The organism is Anaerotignum propionicum DSM 1682 (assembly GCF_001561955.1).
Lineage (GTDB): Bacteria > Bacillota > Clostridia > Lachnospirales > Anaerotignaceae > Chakrabartyella > Chakrabartyella propionicum.
In genome coordinates this window covers 2,311,572-2,330,284 of sequence record NZ_CP014223.1, presented here as the reverse complement: position 1 = coordinate 2,330,284, position 18,713 = coordinate 2,311,572, and the positions used below count along the sequence as shown (strand labels likewise).

Sequence of the window (18,713 nt, the reverse complement as noted above, 5' to 3'; positions counted from 1 at the left end):
TTAAGCCAAATTCATTTTTGTCCCATATTTCTGGCGTGCGCGCTATTTTTGGTTCAATTTTGTCTGAGGCAAAGGAAAAGGTTCGTTTAACCGAACCCTATTTCTGACTTTATCTGTATTCAATTACGTCTATGCCATTTTTCTTAAAAATTTCATAGGCATGTTGAATTTGGGTTGCTGTTGGTGTAGTAAAGTCAATAAACTTTTCTTCTATTCCCAAGGAAATATATTTGGCCTTGCCCAACCCGTGATAGGGGAGAAGCTCAACATTGGCTTTCGGCAGATTTTCCTTTATAAATTGTGCTGTTTTTTCTATATTATCATCGCTTATGTTTACCTCAACTATGGTTGGAATTCTAATTGTCATTGGAACCCCTGTTTGATATACTTTTATCGCATTTTCCAGAATGATTTCATTGCCACAACCTGTGAACTCTTTGTGTTTTTCGCTATCCATATGCTTCAGGTCGAAGAAAATGTGGCTGAATTTGGGTAATAGGTCTTGTACTGCTTCAAAATCAAAATATCCGCAGGTTTCCACCCAGCTTTCAATTCCCAATTCCTCAAATCGATTTAATAAGACCCGCATAAATTTATGCTGTAAAAAGGGTTCACCTCCTGAAAAAGTAACCCCTCCTCCTGAATAGCGGAAAAATAGTGCATCTCTCTCTATTTTTTTCACCAGTGTATCTACACTTTTCTCAGTGCAAGCAATATCCAGGGCTTTTTGTGCGCAAACTGCAACACATTTTCCGCAAGCAGTGCAGATATCATTGGGTCGCTCCATATTGCAGGGAACGAGATCCATGGGACAGACGTTGGCGCATTTCATACAGCCAACGCATTTATGCCGATAAAAGACCAATTTGCTTTTTGTTGTCCAAGATTCGGGGTTGGCACACCACTGGCAGCGCAGATTGCAGCCAGCAAGAAATATGGTGGTTCTGACGCCATCGCCATCATGTATAGAATAGTCCTGCATCTGAATGACAATGCCGGTATTTGAACATTCTCCCATAGTAACCTCCTATTGTAGACGACGCCTGCCCCACAACGGAGCAGGCGAATTATTTAAAAATTATATTGTTTCGTGTGCCGTTCTTGCGATAATCGCTTCCTGCATTTCTGGTGAAAGATTTACAAATTGGGTACTATAGCCTGCCACACGCACCAAGAGGTCTTTATAATCTTGTGGATTCTTCTGTGCTTTACGAAGCACCTCTGTAGAAAGAGTGTTAAATTGTACGTGGAAGGCACCAAGGGAGAAATATGCCCGAATAATATTGCCAAGGTCTCTTCTGCCCTTAGGTGTTTTTACCATTTCTTCACTTAAACGTAGGTTTAGAAGTGTACCTCCGGTGTGAACATCATGATTCATTTTTGCACTGGAACGCATTGCCGCAAGGGGACTGGTAACGTCACTTCCTGCATAAGGGGATACACCCTCTGTGATTGGCTTTGTGGCTTCTCTGCCGCAAGGAGTGGCGCCAACAATTCTTCCTGTTGGGATATAATTAGAAATTCCCATGAAAGCTGAGTTAAAATTGGAGCCAAAGATATCTTTATGGGCTCTGGTTTCCAGATAATAATAGTTGGCAATTTCTCTTGCAATATCGTCCACATAATCATCGTCGTTACCGTATTTTGGTACACTTAATGCTTTTGCTCTTAATTCTTCATAGCCAACCCAGTTTGCATTCATAGCGTTATTGAGCTCTTCCATGGTGGTTACTTTATCCTCAAAAACTAGTTTTTTAATTACTGCAAGGGAGTTCGCCACTACCGCAAGACCGATACCTGTCAGAACAGGACCAACGTTATAGTGAGCTCCACCGCAGGATAGGTCTTTGCCATTTTTAATACAATCCTCAACACAGGTAGAAAGGAAAGGGCGGGGAACAAGCTGTGTATGTAACTTTTGTGCCACAACTGTTGCAACAACACTATGATAAATTAAGTTTTTCATCTGTTCCAAGGTGGCATCTTTCACCTCTGCAAAGGATGCGTAATTTGCAATAGGTTTTGCATCCAGACCCATTTTTTCCCCTGTAAGCCTGCTTTTTCCTTCGTTTAATGCATATTCCATGGCAGCGGCAAAGTTAATATTTACAGCAGCAGTCCACTGTCCTGTTTTACGGAAATGGGGCACAACACAACCACAATTGCTCCAATCTCTTGCATCCTCAGGTTCATATCCTGCTTGTAAAAGCATTTGTGCTCCCACCTGATCGTTATGGATTGCAGGGAAGCCTGTGCCTTTGCTGACAAGTTCAGTTACAGCATCCAGTAATTTCTGAGGGCAGTCGGAATGGATTCTAACGCTTAGTCCGGGCTGATGGGTTTTCACTTTATCCGTGGCTTCCAGGCAGATATAGGAAAGCGCATTGGTAGCGTCAGACCCGTCTCTTTTGCGTCCACCAACAGTAAGGTTTTGGAATTGGTTATAACCTGCAAAATAACCTGTTGTATTCGCAGAAATTGTCCAAACCCATTCAGAGAATTTTAGCCAAAGGGCCTGAACCAATTCTTCCCCATCCTCCTTGGAAATAATGCCTGCTTTTACATCAGCGTCATAATAAGGGAACATGTATTGGTCAAATCTGCCTGGGTTAAGAGCCAATGGATTTTCGGAAATAATTGCCCCAAGCTGCACAAACCATACAAATTGCACTGCCTCATGGAAGGAGGTTGGGGGATTTGCTGGAACGTTTCGGCAAACCTTAGAGATTTTTAGAAGTTCAGCTTTTCTTTCCTCATTCTGTTCTTGGTTAGCCATTTGCTCTGCCAGATCAGAAAATCTTTCTGCAAAACGCATAATACCCTTGCTGGTTAAAATGGTTGATTTATAAAATGCAATCTTATCAAAGTCATCAGGATTTGCAAAATCCAATTCAACTAATTGTTCCTCCGCTTGCTTCAAAATACCTTGAAAGCCCAAGGGGAAAAGAACATCTTGATAATCTGGGGTTACTTCTCCAACAGCTTGACGCCATTTTGAGTCGTTATCAACAATACCTGTATCCACTGCGATTCTGGCAGTTTCTTCAGGAAGGATAGAGAGAAAATGCTCTTCAAGGGATTTTCCTCTCCAGTAAGGGAAGATATTCTCACGTACATAGGCTCTTTGCTCATCGGTCATTTCATAAGGATCTTGAGGACGTTTATCAAACATGTCCATTTCTTTGTCTACCCATTTCCAAGAGAATTCAGGTGTCAAAATGCCGCTTCTTCTAAATTTACCAGCTGTTCCCACAATTAACTCATCCTCGAAGATTTGAATATCAAATTCATTGCAAAAATCATAAAAGGCTTGGGCTCTGCGAATTGGGGTAGGCATACCCTCTGTGCGCTTATGGGATTCTGTAAAAATTCTTGCTCGTTCAATACATACAGATGGCTTCGAATTTACATAGTTTTGTCTTAATCGTTCAATTCTTGCAGTTGTATTCATATTGACCCTCCTTAATGGATTTAAGATTAACAGTCAGATGATTGTGCGAGATAACAGTCGATTTCTTAATTGGGAAAAGATGTGATAATGAAAAAAGTGTATGTTATAACGCACAACTTATAGTCTTAATATTGCATTTTTTTTCGTTTTTGTCAATATCACATTTACCCAATTATTTTGAAAAAATAGGGTTGATACTTTTTCTTAATAAAATGAAAAAAAGACAAAAATCCTAGGATTTTCGTCTTTTTCATTTTATTTATATCGAATTACATTATGAAATATAACATCCTCATTTGTAGGGTTTGCATAAACATGGTTTGAATCCCCTTGAAAGGACAGAGCATCATCTTTTTGCAAAATATAAACTTTATTGTTGATTGTCATTTGCAATTGTCCTTTGATTATGACGATATATTCATTTAACACATTGGTGTGGGGGAAAGATTCGTGCCGGCAATGGGGCTTCATGTGTATCTGCAAAAAATCCAAGCCTGAAATTGGGTCAAAGGGAAAAATGTTATAGAGAAGCATATCTCCATTCTCTTCTTTTATGGGATAGATATCGTTAATGCTTAAAATATTATTTTCAACTGAATTTTGCGAAATAAAATTGGAAAAGGTGACCTTATAACCGGTGGATATTTTCCAAAGGGTAGAAATGGTAGGAATGGATTCACCTCGTTCTATTTGCCCAAGCATTGCCTTGGAAACCCCTGTAAGGCGGGCAGCAGTGTCTAGGCTGATTCTCATTTCTGTTCGGATTCTTCTCATTTCCTTTCCAATATCAGGGGGCACACTATACATTTCTATCTCCTCTATTTTTGTAATTTAACAATATCATTTAACTATGAATGATTTCTATTATAACAAAAACAGGTTTTTAAGGCAACTTTTTTACTGGTATCCTACATTAAACAAAAATCAAGGGAACCTAAAAAGGATATTGAAGTTCAAAAAATGTATGTGACAAATATGTTACAAATTGGCAATAGCCATTTACGTTGCAATAAAGCTATAGTATAATTGTGGTAATTTATGTAAAAATATGAAGTTTTAGGAAATATTAATTTACAGAAAAGTTGATTTTGTAGCTGTTTGGAAACCAAAGATTGGGTTTGATCATGCATATTGAATGGCTTGATTCTTGAAAATTCCGATTCCAGATTTAGGGAGGTTTATTATGAGTAAAAAAGTGATCAGTTTTTTATTAAGTATTTGTTTGTTAATTTCGGCTACTTCTACGGTTTTTGGAGGAAATTCATATTCCTTTGAAAAGATAGATGACGACTACGCTGTACTTATAGGTAAAGTCACAACAATTTCAAAGGATAGAATCAAGCTTTCAAAAATTAGTGATGAGCTGTGGAGTGACGTTGTAGCGGGAAGAAGATCAGATTATAGGTATATTCAGGATTCAACCAATAAGGATTCCTTCATTTTTGATACCACAAATTTTGAAGAGAATGCGTTTCATGATGGTGATGTGATTAAGGCATATTTTTTTAATAACTCTACGAGTAAAATGAGTGATGATGGAGAAGAAATACCACGCAAGCTTTTAATGTATCAACCGCATGGCAAGAAAATTACCATTGAAGATAAGGTGAAGTTTTTAGAAAAGATGCAGATATTAAAGGGATATGAAGATGGAGCATTACATTTAGAGCGAAATATAACAAGAGGGGAATTTACGGCGCTTGTTATGAAGATGTACTATAATTATACTTGTAACCATTTTACTGGAGCATATAACAATGATGGTGAAATAATATTCCCTTTTCAAGATGTGCCAAAAGAGCATTGGGCAAGAAAGTATATAGAAATTGCTCATTGGAAGAATGTGATTAGTGGAAAAAATGAAAATACCTTTTCTCCCAATGAAAGTATCACCATAAAAGATTGTGTTACTGTATTGATAAAAGCCTGTGCAGACAGGGATACGAAGAAGCAAGGTCTTTCTGTTGCGGTAAATAAATTAGGTGGCTATCCGGAGGGATATCTAAAAATTGCCCGAGAAAATCAACTGATAACAAATCAATTCCCAGACAAGATTGCTACACGGGAAGAGGTAGTGGAGCTTTTATACAACGCTTATAATCATGAACCTAAATTTACATATACTTATCAGGTTAGAAAACCGGTGATTTATCTATATCCTGAAAAAGAAACCAAGGTAAATGTAAAGGTGTCTTTTGATGGAGCATTTACATTTACCTATCCTGAATACAACAAAGGATGGACTGTTACTGCAAAAACAGACGGTACCCTTGTAAGTGGAACTACAGAATATCCATACCTTTTTTGGGAAGGTGAAGTAAGAAATTATACACCTGTATTTGACGAAGGTTTTTTGGTGGGTAAAAAAGAAACGATTTCTTTCTTGGAAGAAAAATTAAGCCTATTAGGTCTGAATGCAAAAGAACGGGCAGACTTTATAACTTACTGGGGGCCCCAATTAATGAAGAACGATTTCAATATGATTAAGTTTGATACCAAGGAATATGCCTCCAAAGTATCTCTTAACATTGAGCCCAGCCCTGACAGCTTGATTCGGGTATTTATGGTGTATAAAGCTGCAAATGGAAATGAAAGTGTGAAGGAGCAAATATTAAATAAGGGTGAAAGAAAAGGCTTTGTAGCTGTTGAATGGGGCGGAACAACAGATGAATCATAAGTTCCGAGTGTTTTAACTTTGAAAATCCTAGAGATTTTAAAGTATAGATTAGTGAAACGGTTATCGTCTTTTCGTATGAATCGCTACAAGGAAATTGAATTAAAACTGGAACAGATAGCTGAGAAGGGCATTTTCCTTCATTTATAAAGACAAGATTGTACAATGATATCTAAAAGAGAAGAGCTTGTGAAAGATGAACAGGTTGCAACAACATGAAGAAATTGAAGCTTGTACAAATAATTAGCAGGAGGTTGTGTCATGGAATCAATATATACAATTTTATTACTTATTCCAACATTTATTGTATACGGACTGGGAATTGCCCTTGCAATATTGGCGGTTAAATGCATGTTAAAGTATTTGAGAGAAGATAAAAATCATTAAGCCTACATCTAGATTTCAATAATTATTAGAAATGCTATTTTCTGATAAAACTTTATAATTATTAAGAATCTAGTCATGTTTTATTTTAAGTAGCAAAGAGACCCAAATGTAATATGGGTCTCTTCTTGTGTTTTTTAAAGGGAAATACTTTTAGATTCGCCTTGCAAAGAATAGAAATTTGCAACTGCATTTTCAAGATAGAAGATTTCAAAAATAGTATCATCTGGGGAGTACATTGATTTTAACATGGGCATTACTTCAAGAGCCTTTTGTTTGGATTCCTTCGAAGTGCAAAATACAGCTTTGCCACTTAGGCGCAGCCATCTTGCATCCTTTGAAGAAGCAGAAATTTCCACATTTGGATTATTCATTAACTGGGTGTATACTGGTTTTTGATTGCTTGTAGCAAAACAAAGTTTCCCTTCGTACTCCATGGCAAAGCTGAAGGGTCGAACTCTGGGTTGATCACCGTCAACTGTAGAAACGAAAAAAACTCCGCATTCATTGAAAAAATTCAAAACTTCATTCATAAATAAACCTCCATTTGTAATTGATTTTTTAACTTCTTTTAGTATAATCATAAAATAAAGTATTATATGGTGCAAGTATGCAGTTTTTTATTACTAAGTAAGTTTATTCTGAGTATAGGAGAATTTTATGAAAGATATGATTATTTTTATGGGCGATAATGTTTTTTGCCCCGTAACATATTCCTTAAGTTTGATCGGTGGAAAATGGAAGTTGGCAATCATTTGGGTATTATCACAATGTGGTACCCTTAGATTCAATGAGTTAAAAAAGAAGACCGTTGGAATCACTAACATGATGCTGACGAGTTCTCTTAAGGAACTGGAGCAAGATGGATTAATTGAAAGAGTACAGTATAATGTGATGCCCCCTCATGTTGAATATTCGTTAGCGGAAGCAGGGAGGAAACTTCTGCCGGTTCTTGATGAATTGGCAAAATGGGGTGCAGAATTGGCACAAGAAAAAATGGATTAATGAAGCAATATTTAGTTCTATATTAAAAGCCTATCAATTGATACAAAAATACTTTACGGACGTTTGCTTTTGGTAAGCCTATAATGCTTTCCTGTCAAGGGGGTATCAGATTCAAACAAAATCGTATTGACTATTTAAGGCATTCGGTAGCATTTTGTATGCTGGAGAGTACCATATAAGAAAATAACTTGTTAAAGAAATGCAGCAAAGGAGAAATAGCAAATGATTTTTTATCATGTAGATGTATTTAGTTCTAAAATTCTTTCAGGGAATGGGTTGACCGTAATATTTCATGAAGAAGATATGTCCAAGGATTATATGCAGGCAATTGCACAGGAATTCAAGCAATTTGAGACTATTTTTCTCAGACAAATCGAAGAGAAGCGTTTTCGTGCCAGAATCTTCACTGTGGAAGAAGAATTGGATTTTGCCGGACATCCAATACTAGGAGCCATGGCAGTCATCCATGAAAAACTATTTGCAGAAGAACGAAATATAACCGCAGTTTTTGAGTTGAACAATAAATCATTGCAAGGGGAATCAGTAAAAAAGGAAGGCTATTTTCAGGCTACGATGAATCAAGGTACACCCGCATTCTTGGGTACTGTTGAGGGTGAATCGGTCAATACATTTTTGCAGGCACTGAATCTTACAACAGACTATCTTCATCCATCGCTTCCAATGGAGGTTGTTTCAACTGGATTACCCTATTTGATTGTTCCTCTTACTTCAGGGTTAGAAAAGGCAAGAATCAGTGTTGGAGACTTTGAGGAGCAGCTAGGAAAAGTTCAAGCAAAATTTGTTTATTTGTTCGATGTAGATAGAATGGAAGGTCGTACTTGGGATAACGGGGGGGCAAGCGAGGATGTAGCAACTGGCAGTGCAGCCGGTCCCACAGGAGCTTATCTATATAAATGGAATATTTTCAATGCAACAGATGATATAACAATTAATCAAGGTGGTTTCGTGGGAAGACCCAGCAAGATAAAGGTATTTGCTGATCAATCAACAGGTGATATTAAAGTATCTGGAGATGTTAAGATAATTGCGAAAGGACAACTATTAATTTAAACAAAACGGTAACAGACATAATACAATATTCATCTGGTGGTAACATTACATCAAAAATAAACGATGGCACTATTGCAGATAAATGCTGTCTCTGATGATTCCTAAATCCTAGCATAAAACTTAAAACAATAAAATTTATAGTTGGAGTTGCAGCTTTTGGGGCAAAGGCAAAAATATCAAAAAAAGAGATATGAATTTTTGTAGTGCAAATAGGATTTTATGTTTATTAAGGAAATTCTAATTCCTTAAATTTAAAAGTAACTCATTATTTATTAATGAGTTACTTTTAATCAACTTTCAGTAAATACAGTTTTAAAAGTCGCTCGGCTAACTTTATTTCTCTTTCGGTACAGTTATTGAGCAATTCAATAATAGGTGAACAATCCGAGGGTGAATATCCCGTTCCAAATAAAACATATTCCATGGGAAGGTGCATAGATGTTGTAATTTTTATTAATGTATCAATAGACATTTGTGTGGTTCCTACTTCAATTTGTCCGTAAAAACCAGGCGAAATATCGGCAAGTTCTGCAAATTCTTCACGTGTTAAATTTAATTCAGTGCGTTTCTGTCTTAAACGTTGCCCAATTTCTTTCAGTTGTGCTTTTTCCATTATCTCTTATCACCTCTTTTTGATTATTCTATATCGAATATTTGATAAGATAAATATGATATAAGTTATTGAAAATAGATATCTTGTATAGTATTATAGAAGTACCTATACAATATTCATTCATTTTTCATTTAGGAAACGGAGGAGGCACAAATGAGCATGCGTAATATTTTTAGAAAAATTGCAAAAGAAAATGGACTTAGCGTAAAAGCGGTAAAGGAAGAAATGCAAAATGCACTTGAATATGCTTATCAAAATACCACGGGTGATGGTATTACATCTGCAAGACAAAATGCTGTACCACGAAAAAATAAGATTCCCACCCCTGAAGAATTCGTAAAATATACTGTTAATTTGGTAAAAGGCAGTAAATAGGTCAATCAAATGATAATATGACGTAATTAAAATAATCCAGAGAACATTTACAGTATAGTAAATATCTTGGGGAAGGAAAATATTAATAATGAGGTATTAAATTTTGATTATAAAATTAAGTCTATTGTTGAGTTCGAGAAGGTGTATATTATATTGTTGTGGAATATCGATAGTGATAATATGGCTGATCAACCTTTGAGCAATGTGTATTCAATAGGAAAGAATGGAAAGGTCTTGTGGAATGTGAAACCAATATTCCAAAATTACAACAAATACACAGATGAACATCTTTTTATTGATATACAAAAAGATGACAATGGAAATTTACAATTACAAACTTTTGAGGGGATTAAAGCAATTGTTGATCCTGTAAGTGGTCGAATATTGCAGAAATCTTGGACTAAGGGCTAAATAGATATATATCAACTAAGAGCTCATGTCTGGCAGATCTTACAAAATGTAAAATTACCGTTGACCAATTCCCTACAACGGAAAAGGCATTAAACATCAGTGCTCCTCTCAAGCCACGTTGAGACGATAGCGATGGTGAATAGGGGGGACAAGTAAGAGGGCGAAAGCATGAAACATGGGTATCCGAGAGTTAGGAGTAATTATATGGAGCGAATTTTATGATAGATTATCCTAAAAATATTGCATACACACAAGATTATAAGATATATAGGGAATCTTTTGATTGGCTATATATGTTAAATCCATCGAACACGACTCAATATAATATAGAGAACAAGTATGTCTTAGAGGTTGTTTTGTATGAGAAATCAGAAGCAGGTACAAACTTCCCAATACGCCATACCGTGTCAAAAGGTATACTAAAAAGCGTAGATGGGATAATTATTACTGAGTTTAAGTGCATTACTGGGTATATATTTGCAAAATTGATTCACCATAGAAATGGCAGAGAATATCTGATATTTAACATTGATTTGTATGGGTATTCAATTATGGATATGTCAAATTTATTGGTAGTATCTTACGTTCCCGAGACTGTTCTTAATAAGGAAGAGACTTTTATTTGGCAAGAAAAGTATTATTGCAAAAAAAATAATATTTTGGTGATTAGTGGGTGTTATTGGGCACACCCATCAGGTCTTGAATTTTATGATTTTTCTTATCCAATGTGTGTGCCTCTTCCAATGTACACTGCTTATAATGAAAATAATTTCATAAATGATCTATCACTTGATTATGATGTCGACTTTGTGACGTTTTCAAAACTAGGAGAGTGTGTTGTGCGTTATACAGATAAAAACGAGCAGACAAAAGAAATACCTTTAAAAATTCTTTAATGACTTTTTATCATTTTATATCATAAATATAGAGATGGCTAAATTGGTCTCAATATTTATGATCGGGAATATTAATTACATTGTCCTTGACGTGTATGGTTAGTGGATAAATAACAAGGACAGAAGTTGTCCATTGACAAACAACACATTGATTAAGATTTATTCCTTCGCTTTTGTTAAAGTTCATCAAGATTCTCTTAGACCATAATAGTGGAATGTTTTCTGCAAGTTAAACTTAATGTGGTGGGTCACACCTAAGAATATTTCATTACATTTACTTCTTATTTATAAGGATTAGGGATAATGAATTTAAAGCCACAATTTTATATTGAAATGTCCTCAAAGTACTTGGATCGGCTATTAAAACTTTCCCATACAAAAGTCAATAGAAAACTAAGAAACATGTAAAATGGTTTTAACAAGACACCAAGGATATTTTGCAATTTCTTTTAAAGAGAAATAATTTTTAAAACAAGTCCTACTTTGTTCTATTCCTGTATTTGAAACATAATAATATATTGTATGGATACAGTTTGAAATCAAAGGAGGAAATTGTTATGGAAAAATTTGATATTTATAAGGATATTTCAGAAAGGACAGGCGGAGATATTTATATTGGTGTAGTTGGCCCTGTGCGAACAGGAAAGTCTACATTTATCAAGCGGTTTATGGATTTGCTGGTGCTTCCCAACATTCAAAATGTTCATTCCAGAGAGCGGGCTAAAGATGAACTGCCTCAATCTGCATCAGGAAAAACCATTATGACAACGGAACCAAAGTTTGTGCCCAATGAAGCGGTGCAAATTACCCTTGGAGATAATACGGATATGCGGGTACGCATGATTGATTGTGTTGGTTATTTGGTTCCGGAAGCAGAGGGACATATGGATGGAGAAATTCCCCGTATGGTACATACACCTTGGTCAGAAAATGCCATGCCCTTTATAGAAGCGGCAGAAATGGGAACAAAGAAAGTAATTACTGACCATTCTACCATTGGCATTGTGGTTACAACAGATGGCTCGGTAACGGAATTATCTAGGGAGAACTATATTGATGCCGAGGAAAGAGTCATTGAAGAATTAAAAGAAATGGGGAAACCTTTCGTAATTCTACTGAACACGGCAACACCTTACGGAGAATCTACGGTCATATTGGCTCGAGATATGGAGGAAAAATATGGTGTTCCTGTTATTCCTGTAAACGTTGCTCAGCTAAAAGCGGAAGATATTAAGACTATTTTGGAGCGAGTATTATATCAATTTCCTATGCGTGAAATTCGTTTTTATTTCCCTGGATGGGTGGAGACGCTGGAGGATGATCATTGGTTGAAAGATTCCCTGATTGAGGGTTTAAAAGAGGTCATGGAAAAGGCTGATCGGTTGGCGGACGTTTCCAGTGCTATTGTAGCCTTAGAAAGCAAAGATTTCCTTAAAAAGGTTTTTTCCGATCGCATGTTGCCGGGAGAAGGTGCTGTGGATGTTGCACTGACCTTTGAGGATGGCTTATTCTATCGTATTTTAAGTGAAACCGTTGATTTACCTATTGAAAATGATTATGCTCTAATTTCTACCATTAAAATGCTTTCAGAAACCAAGAAAGAATATGATAAGATTTCTACGGCGTTGAATGATGTGAAGCGCAAAGGCTATGGTGTGGTTACCCCTGTGTTTGAAGAGATTTCCTTGGAGAAGCCAGAGGTATTCAAACAAGGAAGCCGCTATGGCATTAAGCTGAAAGCAAAAGGCGAATCTATCCACTTAATCAAAGCGGATGTGGAAACGGAGGTTTCACCCATTATCGGGAATGAGGAACAGTCCCGGGAGTTTATTGATAATTTGATTGCAGATTATGAAACTGAGCCTGAAAAGATTTGGGATTTGAATATTTTTGGACGCACGTTAAGTGCAATGGTGAGTGAGGGCATGCAAAACAAGATTTATCGTATGCCTGAGGACGCACAATTTAAAATGGCAGAAACCCTGCAAAAGATTGTAAACGAAGGAAGCGGCGGTTTGATTTGCATTATCCTTTAATGCACAAAACGGTTGTTGTCGAAAGACAGCAACCGTTTTGCTTTATAAAAATATCTAGGTTCTATATGGTTCAATGGGCAACATTGATTTGTTTCATAAATAAGTTGTGCTTCTGTGAAATTACAACAAAAGAGTGAGATATTTCTTGGTAATCTTATACGATTGTGAAAAACGAGATATTCTTGTACAATATAATTAAGACTTTTGAGACAAAATTGGCTTTAAAGGGGGATAAAATGATGGAAATTGAGATTTTACAAGAAATATGGGATCATTTTGTCAAAACAGGTGAGACAGATGAAAGAATGAATCCAATTGTGGAAAAATCATGGAAGAAATGCCAGCACAATGGCCTAGACCCAATGAAGGGCAGAGGGCGTTGTGCCGATGATAAAGTATTTCAAAGTATTCGGGCAGCAAACAAGGAGCTTTTGGAAATTGCTTTGCCCGTTATGCAAAGTGTATACGAAATTGTGAAGCAATCCCACTTTTTATTGGTTTTGACAGATAGTGTTGGTTACATACTGGAAACCATAGGGGATATGGCGGTTGAAAAATGTCTAAGGAGCTGGAGTTTGTCAAAGGCTCCCTTTGGAGCGATTTAGAGGTTGGCACCAATGCCATCGGCATTGCCTTGGACTATGACACGTCTATTCAAATGGTAGGGCCGGAGCATTACGGTTTGCCCCATCATCAATGGACATGCTCCGCTGCACCCATACATGGTGCCAATGGCGAAATCATTGGTTGCTTGGATATATCGGGGGACTTTCACTATGCCCAGCCCCATACCCATACATTAGGGCTTGTGGTTGCAGCGGCCTTTAGCATAGAAACCATGATAAAACAGCAGCAAAGTGCAAGGCTTATGAGAAAAACCCTAGATAGCAGTGAAAATGGAATTGTTCTGTTAAACGATGCATTTTGCCCAATATGGATTAATCAAGCCGCAGAAAAAAGCTTTGGATTGACCATGAATCTTTTGGAAAATTCAGATTTTCGAGAGTATATGCCTGATGTGGATTGGACGCAATTACAGCATTGGGAGCAGGAACGACAATATATTACCAATGACACTCGCCTTTTGGTGGGACGGCATATTTACGATTGCAGTGCAACCATGTCCCCCACCCTAGATGGGGATATTAGAACCTTTACAGTTACATTAAAGCGACAAGAATATTTGATAGATTCTGTAAACAAAGTTTCGGGAAATCGGGCGAATTACACCTTTGAGCACATTTATGCCCAAGACCCTTTGATGAGAAAAACCATACAATTGGCGCAAAAATTTGCTTGCTATGATGGGGTGGTTTTGATTGAAGGTGAAAGTGGAACAGGGAAAGAGCTGTTTGCGCAAGCAATACATAATGAGAGCAGTCGGGCAAAGGGACCTTTTGTAGCAGTGAATTGTGCTTCTTTGCCAAGGGATTTAATTGAAAGTGAATTGTTTGGGTATGAAAAGGGTGCTTTCACTGGCGCCTTAAAGGAAGGAAACCCTGGAAAATTTGAACTTGCCAATTCAGGAACGCTGTTTTTGGATGAAATTGGAGAGATGCCTTTGGAGTTTCAGGCAAAACTTTTGCGGGCGGTGGAATCCCTGCGCATTCGCCGATTGGGCGGAACCCAGGAAAGAAAGCTTGATGTGCGGGTGATTGCCGCAACAAACCGAAACTTGCGTACCGAGTCGGAGCAGGGACGTTTTCGCCAAGATTTGTTTTATCGCCTAAACGTATTAAAACTGGATATACCCCCCTTGCGGGATCGTCCGTTGGACATCAAAGGCTGTGCTGAGATATTTTTGGATCGCTTTAACAAACGTTATCCAAAGCAGCAAAAAAACATGTCCGAGGGATATTTGGATGCGCTGATGCAATATGATTGGCCCGGAAATGTGCGTGAATTACAAAACAGCATAGAAAGAACTTTTTATGCATGCAATGAAGACACCTTGACTACGGAGGACTTTTGTTATGTCATTGGCAATTCAAAATTACAATCAAAAACTGTTCCCCAAACAGATACCATGTATCATGAAGTATTAAAAGCTTTGCAAGGTGCAAAAGGAAATATTGATGATGCTGCAAAGAGCTTACAGGTAAGTCGGGCAACTTTCTATCGCATATGTAAAAAGTGTGGTATTCAACCGAAAAAAGTAAAAGTCATAGATTGAGATTTCTCATTGTATCATGAGAAATTATCGAGACCGTGAGATATTTGAGAGAAATTTTTTCTCAAAAATCTTACGGTTTTTTGCGTTTTAGACAAAATAAACAAAAAAATTTATCAAAGTCTCATGACACTCCATTGTATTTGTGCAAGTGCACAAAATTTTGGTAACCGCCAAATGTGGCACAAACCTTGCTTTATACATAGTACAGAAACAAGGTAGAGGGAGGTGAAGTATGAAGCGTTATATCATTGAATTTGGAATGGGCACGGATTTTCATGGTCAGGATGCAGGTAAAGCGGCAGTAAAGGCGGTGAAGGATGCAGTTTCACGCAGTTGTCTGTGTGGTTTAACAGAAGTTTTGGGCCTAGAGGACTTAAATCAGTCGGTACAAATTCAAGTGACAGTGGCAGTTTCAAGGCCGGAGGAGGTAAATCCTGTTGAGATTGCAAACTGTTTACCCATTGGTCAAGTGGAGGTAAAGGCGGTTAAAGGAGGATTGCAAGTACCAGGGCTTTTTATACCAAGGTTTGGAGATAAAGACGACAGCATAGAGGTTGCCATTGCGGCGGTAGAGGTTAGGATTCTGGAACCATAAGGCGTTCTTGAACAATATTTCAAAGGAGGTTTATGAAATGAAAGTACCTAAGGAAGTCATGAAAGACATGTATCTACGGATGTTACGTATCCGTGAATTTGAAAGCAAGGCACAATCTTTGTTTGCAGATGGGAGAATTCCCGGTTTTGTTCACCTGTATTTAGGGGAAGAAGCAGTTGCAACAGGTGTATGCGCTTGCTTAAGCGATGAGGATTATATCACCAGTACCCACAGAGGCCATGGTCACATTGTGGCAAAGGGCGGCGATTTAAAATTTATGATGGCTGAGCTATATGGCAAAGCTACAGGCTATGGCAAAGGAAAAGGCGGTTCTATGCATATTGCGGATCGTGACAAGGGTATTTTGGGTGCAAACGGCATCGTAGGTGCTGGCCATAATATCGCTGTAGGTGCAGGTTTATCTGCCCAATTGCGGGAGACAGATCAAGTTTGTGTTTGCTTCTTTGGTGATGCTTCCACTAACCAAGGTACCTTCCATGAATCTATGAACTTGGCGGCAGTTTGGAACTTGCCTGTTATCTTTGTATGTGAAAACAATAATTACGGCATTTCCATGAGTCAGGCTCGTCATCAGAAAATTAAAGACGTTGCCGATCGTGGTGCGGCATACGGCATCCCCGGCGTTGTTGTAGATGGCAATGATGTGCTTGCTGTTTATGAAGCGGCAACGGAAGCAGTAGCTAGAGCAAGAAAAGGCCAAGGCCCTACTTTGGTTGAGTGCAAAACATACCGTTGGAGAGGCCACTTTGAAGGAGATCCTGGTAACTATAAACCTAAGGAAGAACAGGAAGCGTGGTTAAAGAAGGACCCTATTCCTAGATTTGAAGCTTTCTTGAAGGAAAACAATGTGTTGAGTGAAAAAGAACTTTCTGCTTGCACAGAACAAGTAATGAATGAAATAAAAGATGCCATTCAATTTGCAGAAGAGAGTCCTGAGCCTGATGTAGCATCCGTTGTTCAGGATATCTATTCCGATATTGTAGAGGAGGTACGGGTAAGATGAAAAAGATGAGTTATGCAGAGGCAATCCGAGAAGGCATGAGCATCCGGATGAGGGAAAACCCCAATGTAGTATTATTTGGTGAAGATGTTGGCGAGTTTGGCGGTTGTTTCGGCGTTTCCGCAGGAATGTTTCAAGAATTCGGCGAAAAACGCGTGCGTGACACACCTATCTCCGAAGGCGTTATTATTGGTACCGCAGTTGGTGCGGCGGCAACAGGCATCCGCCCCATTGCAGAGTTAATGTTCTGCGATTTCTTGACCGTTGGCATGGATCAGCTAGTGAATCAAGCGGCAAAAATGCGTTATATGTTTGGTGGGAAAATTTCTATGCCTATGGTGGTGCGTTTGCCAAATGGTGCAGGGGTAAGTGCTGCGGCACAGCATTCTCAGTCTTTAGAGGCATGGCTGACCCATGTGCCCGGGTTAAAGGTGGTTTATCCCTCCACACCCCAGGATGCATTGGGGATGATGCTTTCAGCAATTGATGATGACAACCCTGTTATGTTTTTGGAGCACAAGGCAATGTATGCCATGAAGGGCGAAGTGGAAAGCTTTGAGCCTATTCCCTTTGGCAAGGGTGACATCAAGCATGCTGGTAATGATGTTACAATCATTGCAACAGGTAAAATGGTACATGAAGCTCTGTCTGCAGCAAAGCAGCTGGAGGCAGAGGGGGTTTCTGTTGAGGTTTTGGATCCTCGTTCCTTATATCCTTTGGATAAAGAATTAATTTTCCAATCCTTAAAGAAAACACATAAAGTTATAATTGCCACAGAAGAAAATAAGCGTGGCGGTTATGGTGGCGAAATTTCCGCAATCATTGCAGAAGAGATGTTTGATTTGTTGGATGCTCCTGTGGTACGTATCGGCGCATTGGATACGCCAGTGCCTTTTGCTCCTGTTTTGGAGCAGGCATGCATTCCCAATGCAATTGATATTGTGGGTGCCATTCGTACATTGGTTTAAAAATATTGGGAAGGAGGGCGTTTATGTCCAGCATTGGCATTATTGCAAATCCCGCTTCGGGCAAAGATATTCGCAGGCTTGTTTCCTATGCTACAACCATTGATAATCAGGAAAAGGTAAATATTGTAAAGCGAATCGTATTGGCGGCGCAATCTCTAGAGATTGATACAATTTGGATTATGCCTGATACGTTTCAAATAGGATATACCGTTATTTCTGATTTGTTAAAGGAAGAAAAACTGCATATCGATTGTCAGGTGATGGAGATTCCCCTAACGGCTTCCGCAGAAGATACCACCACGGCGGCGGTGGAAATGGAGAAACTGGGGGTAGGCTGTGTGATTGTTCTGGGGGGAGATGGTACCAGTCGTGCCGTTGCAAAAGGGCTGAAGGATACACCCCTCCTTCCTCTTTCCACGGGAACAAATAACGTTTATCCAACTATGACAGAGGGGACGGTGGCAGGAATGGCGGCGGCAGTCATTGCCCGTATGGCCAATCCCAAGGAATGCTGTATACAGGATAAGCGCATTGAAGTATATAGAAACGGAGTTTTTTCGGATATTGCTTTAATTGATGCGGTGATTACCGACGATCTCTGGATAGGAGCAAAAGCCATTTGGGATGCTGAGAAATTGAAGCACATTTTTGTGACCCGCTGTCATCCGGCAAGCATCGGCTTTTCCTCAGCGGCGGGATGCATTCAAATTGTAAAAGATAGCGACCCCCATGGTTTAGCCCTGACCCTTGAAGAGACAGGGGAAAAAATTATCGCACCAATCGCCGCAGGTATTTTAGCCCCTCTAAGCTATTCCAAGGCAGAACGGATGCCCTTAGGCATGCCAATGGAATTGGTGATGGAGTGGGATTGCATGGTGGCGTTAGACGGAGAACGGGAATTGCGTGGAAAAAAAGGAGACCGTCTGGCGTTTACCATTACACAAAATGGCCCTTGGCGGGTAGAAATTAGGAAAACCCTTAAAAAAGCCGTAGAAATGGGTCTGTACAAAAGATTCTAACAAAATGATAAGATTTGGAGG

19 protein-coding genes are annotated in these 18,713 nt (G+C 38.6%); 14 read left to right on the top strand and 5 right to left on the bottom strand.

The annotated features are described in order from the left end of the window. Window positions 1–109: 109 nt before the first annotated feature. The 3 genes from CPRO_RS10860 to CPRO_RS10850 form a co-directional block, all read right to left on the bottom strand. On the bottom strand, window positions 110–1,018 hold the full coding sequence (locus CPRO_RS10860) for a glycyl-radical enzyme activating protein (RefSeq protein WP_066051634.1): 909 nt from the start codon (window positions 1,016–1,018) through the stop codon (window positions 110–112). Between the two features lie 60 nt (window positions 1,019–1,078). Continuing rightward, window positions 1,079–3,451, bottom strand: a complete 2,373-nt coding sequence (locus tag CPRO_RS10855; RefSeq protein WP_066051631.1) for a glycyl radical protein — start codon at window positions 3,449–3,451, stop codon at window positions 1,079–1,081. 255 nt (window positions 3,452–3,706) lie between these two features. Further along, window positions 3,707–4,258: a helix-turn-helix domain-containing protein gene (locus CPRO_RS10850; protein WP_066051629.1), complete on the bottom strand. Its 552-nt coding sequence runs from the start codon at window positions 4,256–4,258 to the stop codon at window positions 3,707–3,709. 376 nt (window positions 4,259–4,634) lie between these two features. Here CPRO_RS10850 and CPRO_RS15040 point away from each other — a divergent pair, with 376 nt between their 5' ends. Both CPRO_RS15040 and CPRO_RS15925 read left to right on the top strand, forming a co-directional pair. Continuing rightward, window positions 4,635–6,128 carry an S-layer homology domain-containing protein gene (locus CPRO_RS15040; RefSeq protein ID WP_082754340.1) on the top strand — a complete coding sequence of 498 codons (1,494 nt, stop codon included), beginning with the start codon at window positions 4,635–4,637 and terminating at the stop codon, window positions 6,126–6,128. Between the two features lie 258 nt (window positions 6,129–6,386). Next, the gene (locus CPRO_RS15925) at window positions 6,387–6,512 is read left to right on the top strand and encodes a hypothetical protein (RefSeq protein ID WP_257721870.1); all 126 of its coding nucleotides are present in this window, start codon (window positions 6,387–6,389) and stop codon (window positions 6,510–6,512) included. 134 nt (window positions 6,513–6,646) lie between these two features. On the opposite strand, the gene CPRO_RS10840 is transcribed toward CPRO_RS15925, so the two are convergent. After that, window positions 6,647–7,042 carry a pyridoxamine 5'-phosphate oxidase family protein gene (locus CPRO_RS10840; protein WP_066051626.1) on the bottom strand — a complete coding sequence of 132 codons (396 nt, stop codon included), beginning with the start codon at window positions 7,040–7,042 and terminating at the stop codon, window positions 6,647–6,649. A 127-nt stretch (window positions 7,043–7,169) separates the two neighbouring features. On the opposite strand from CPRO_RS10840, the gene CPRO_RS10835 reads away from it, so the two are divergent. Both CPRO_RS10835 and CPRO_RS10830 read left to right on the top strand, forming a co-directional pair. Continuing rightward, on the top strand, window positions 7,170–7,514 hold the full coding sequence (locus CPRO_RS10835) for a winged helix-turn-helix transcriptional regulator (protein WP_066051623.1): 345 nt from the start codon (window positions 7,170–7,172) through the stop codon (window positions 7,512–7,514). 222 nt (window positions 7,515–7,736) lie between these two features. Continuing rightward, entirely contained in the window at window positions 7,737–8,585 is an 849-nt protein-coding gene (locus tag CPRO_RS10830) for a PhzF family phenazine biosynthesis protein (protein ID WP_066051620.1), read from the top strand. 286 nt (window positions 8,586–8,871) lie between these two features. Here CPRO_RS10830 and CPRO_RS10825 read toward each other — a convergent pair whose 3' ends face one another. Beyond that, window positions 8,872–9,198, bottom strand: coding sequence for a helix-turn-helix domain-containing protein (locus tag CPRO_RS10825; protein ID WP_066051618.1), 327 nt, complete (start codon window positions 9,196–9,198; stop codon window positions 8,872–8,874). A 159-nt stretch (window positions 9,199–9,357) separates the two neighbouring features. On the opposite strand from CPRO_RS10825, the gene CPRO_RS10820 reads away from it, so the two are divergent. The 10 genes from CPRO_RS10820 to CPRO_RS10780 all read left to right on the top strand — a co-directional run bounded on the left by CPRO_RS10820 (window position 9,358) and on the right by CPRO_RS10780 (window position 18,692). After that, window positions 9,358–9,573: a sporulation initiation factor Spo0A C-terminal domain-containing protein gene (locus CPRO_RS10820; RefSeq protein WP_143148996.1), complete on the top strand. Its 216-nt coding sequence runs from the start codon at window positions 9,358–9,360 to the stop codon at window positions 9,571–9,573. Between the two features lie 66 nt (window positions 9,574–9,639). Then, window positions 9,640–9,984, top strand: a complete 345-nt coding sequence (locus CPRO_RS10815) for a DUF7957 family protein (protein WP_066051613.1) — start codon at window positions 9,640–9,642, stop codon at window positions 9,982–9,984. Between the two features lie 218 nt (window positions 9,985–10,202). Next, the gene (locus tag CPRO_RS10810; protein WP_066051611.1) at window positions 10,203–10,880 is read left to right on the top strand and encodes a hypothetical protein; all 678 of its coding nucleotides are present in this window, start codon (window positions 10,203–10,205) and stop codon (window positions 10,878–10,880) included. 557 nt (window positions 10,881–11,437) lie between these two features. Further along, window positions 11,438–12,916 carry a stage IV sporulation protein A gene (gene spoIVA / locus CPRO_RS10805; protein ID WP_066051608.1) on the top strand — a complete coding sequence of 493 codons (1,479 nt, stop codon included), beginning with the start codon at window positions 11,438–11,440 and terminating at the stop codon, window positions 12,914–12,916. A 236-nt stretch (window positions 12,917–13,152) separates the two neighbouring features. Beyond that, entirely contained in the window at window positions 13,153–13,521 is a 369-nt protein-coding gene (locus CPRO_RS15035) for a hypothetical protein (protein ID WP_157881673.1), read from the top strand. Continuing rightward, the gene (locus CPRO_RS10800; RefSeq protein WP_082754338.1) at window positions 13,473–15,089 is read left to right on the top strand and encodes a sigma-54 interaction domain-containing protein; all 1,617 of its coding nucleotides are present in this window, start codon (window positions 13,473–13,475) and stop codon (window positions 15,087–15,089) included. The genes CPRO_RS15035 and CPRO_RS10800 overlap by 49 nt, the downstream gene beginning before the upstream one ends. Window positions 15,090–15,321: 232 nt before the next feature. Then, window positions 15,322–15,684, top strand: coding sequence for a Lin0512 family protein (locus CPRO_RS10795; protein WP_066051606.1), 363 nt, complete (start codon window positions 15,322–15,324; stop codon window positions 15,682–15,684). Window positions 15,685–15,721: 37 nt separating this feature from the next. Further along, a complete protein-coding gene (locus CPRO_RS10790; RefSeq protein WP_066051603.1) occupies window positions 15,722–16,708 on the top strand; it encodes a thiamine pyrophosphate-dependent dehydrogenase E1 component subunit alpha in 987 nt (328 codons plus the stop codon). Beyond that, window positions 16,705–17,673 carry an alpha-ketoacid dehydrogenase subunit beta gene (locus CPRO_RS10785; protein ID WP_066051601.1) on the top strand — a complete coding sequence of 323 codons (969 nt, stop codon included), beginning with the start codon at window positions 16,705–16,707 and terminating at the stop codon, window positions 17,671–17,673. The genes CPRO_RS10790 and CPRO_RS10785 overlap by 4 nt, the downstream gene beginning before the upstream one ends. 23 nt (window positions 17,674–17,696) lie before the next feature. Then, entirely contained in the window at window positions 17,697–18,692 is a 996-nt protein-coding gene (locus CPRO_RS10780) for an ATP-NAD kinase family protein (RefSeq protein ID WP_066051599.1), read from the top strand. Window positions 18,693–18,713 lie beyond the last annotated feature (21 nt).

Excerpts from the sequence above, each read along its gene's own strand:
- CPRO_RS10800 (WP_082754338.1), top strand. The coding sequence starts at position 13,473 with ATGTCTAAGGAGCTGGAGTTTGTCAAAGGCTCCCTTTGGAGCGATTTA.
- CPRO_RS10785 (WP_066051601.1), top strand. The coding sequence starts at position 16,705 with ATGAAAAAGATGAGTTATGCAGAGGCAATCCGAGAAGGCATGAGCATC.
- CPRO_RS15035 (WP_157881673.1), top strand. The coding sequence starts at position 13,153 with ATGATGGAAATTGAGATTTTACAAGAAATATGGGATCATTTTGTCAAA.
- CPRO_RS10795 (WP_066051606.1), top strand. The coding sequence starts at position 15,322 with ATGAAGCGTTATATCATTGAATTTGGAATGGGCACGGATTTTCATGGT.
- CPRO_RS10840 (WP_066051626.1), bottom strand. The coding sequence starts at position 7,042 with ATGAATGAAGTTTTGAATTTTTTCAATGAATGCGGAGTTTTTTTCGTT.
- CPRO_RS10780 (WP_066051599.1), top strand. The coding sequence starts at position 17,697 with ATGTCCAGCATTGGCATTATTGCAAATCCCGCTTCGGGCAAAGATATT.
- CPRO_RS10830 (WP_066051620.1), top strand. The coding sequence starts at position 7,737 with ATGATTTTTTATCATGTAGATGTATTTAGTTCTAAAATTCTTTCAGGG.
- CPRO_RS10810 (WP_066051611.1), top strand. The coding sequence starts at position 10,203 with ATGATAGATTATCCTAAAAATATTGCATACACACAAGATTATAAGATA.
- spoIVA (WP_066051608.1), top strand. The coding sequence starts at position 11,438 with ATGGAAAAATTTGATATTTATAAGGATATTTCAGAAAGGACAGGCGGA.
- CPRO_RS15925 (WP_257721870.1), top strand. The coding sequence starts at position 6,387 with ATGGAATCAATATATACAATTTTATTACTTATTCCAACATTTATTGTA.
- CPRO_RS10850 (WP_066051629.1), bottom strand. The coding sequence starts at position 4,258 with ATGTATAGTGTGCCCCCTGATATTGGAAAGGAAATGAGAAGAATCCGA.
- CPRO_RS10820 (WP_143148996.1), top strand. The coding sequence starts at position 9,358 with ATGCGTAATATTTTTAGAAAAATTGCAAAAGAAAATGGACTTAGCGTA.
- CPRO_RS10855 (WP_066051631.1), bottom strand. The coding sequence starts at position 3,451 with ATGAATACAACTGCAAGAATTGAACGATTAAGACAAAACTATGTAAAT.
- CPRO_RS10860 (WP_066051634.1), bottom strand. The coding sequence starts at position 1,018 with ATGGGAGAATGTTCAAATACCGGCATTGTCATTCAGATGCAGGACTAT.
- CPRO_RS10825 (WP_066051618.1), bottom strand. The coding sequence starts at position 9,198 with ATGGAAAAAGCACAACTGAAAGAAATTGGGCAACGTTTAAGACAGAAA.
- CPRO_RS10790 (WP_066051603.1), top strand. The coding sequence starts at position 15,722 with ATGAAAGTACCTAAGGAAGTCATGAAAGACATGTATCTACGGATGTTA.
- CPRO_RS10835 (WP_066051623.1), top strand. The coding sequence starts at position 7,170 with ATGAAAGATATGATTATTTTTATGGGCGATAATGTTTTTTGCCCCGTA.
- CPRO_RS15040 (WP_082754340.1), top strand. The coding sequence starts at position 4,635 with ATGAGTAAAAAAGTGATCAGTTTTTTATTAAGTATTTGTTTGTTAATT.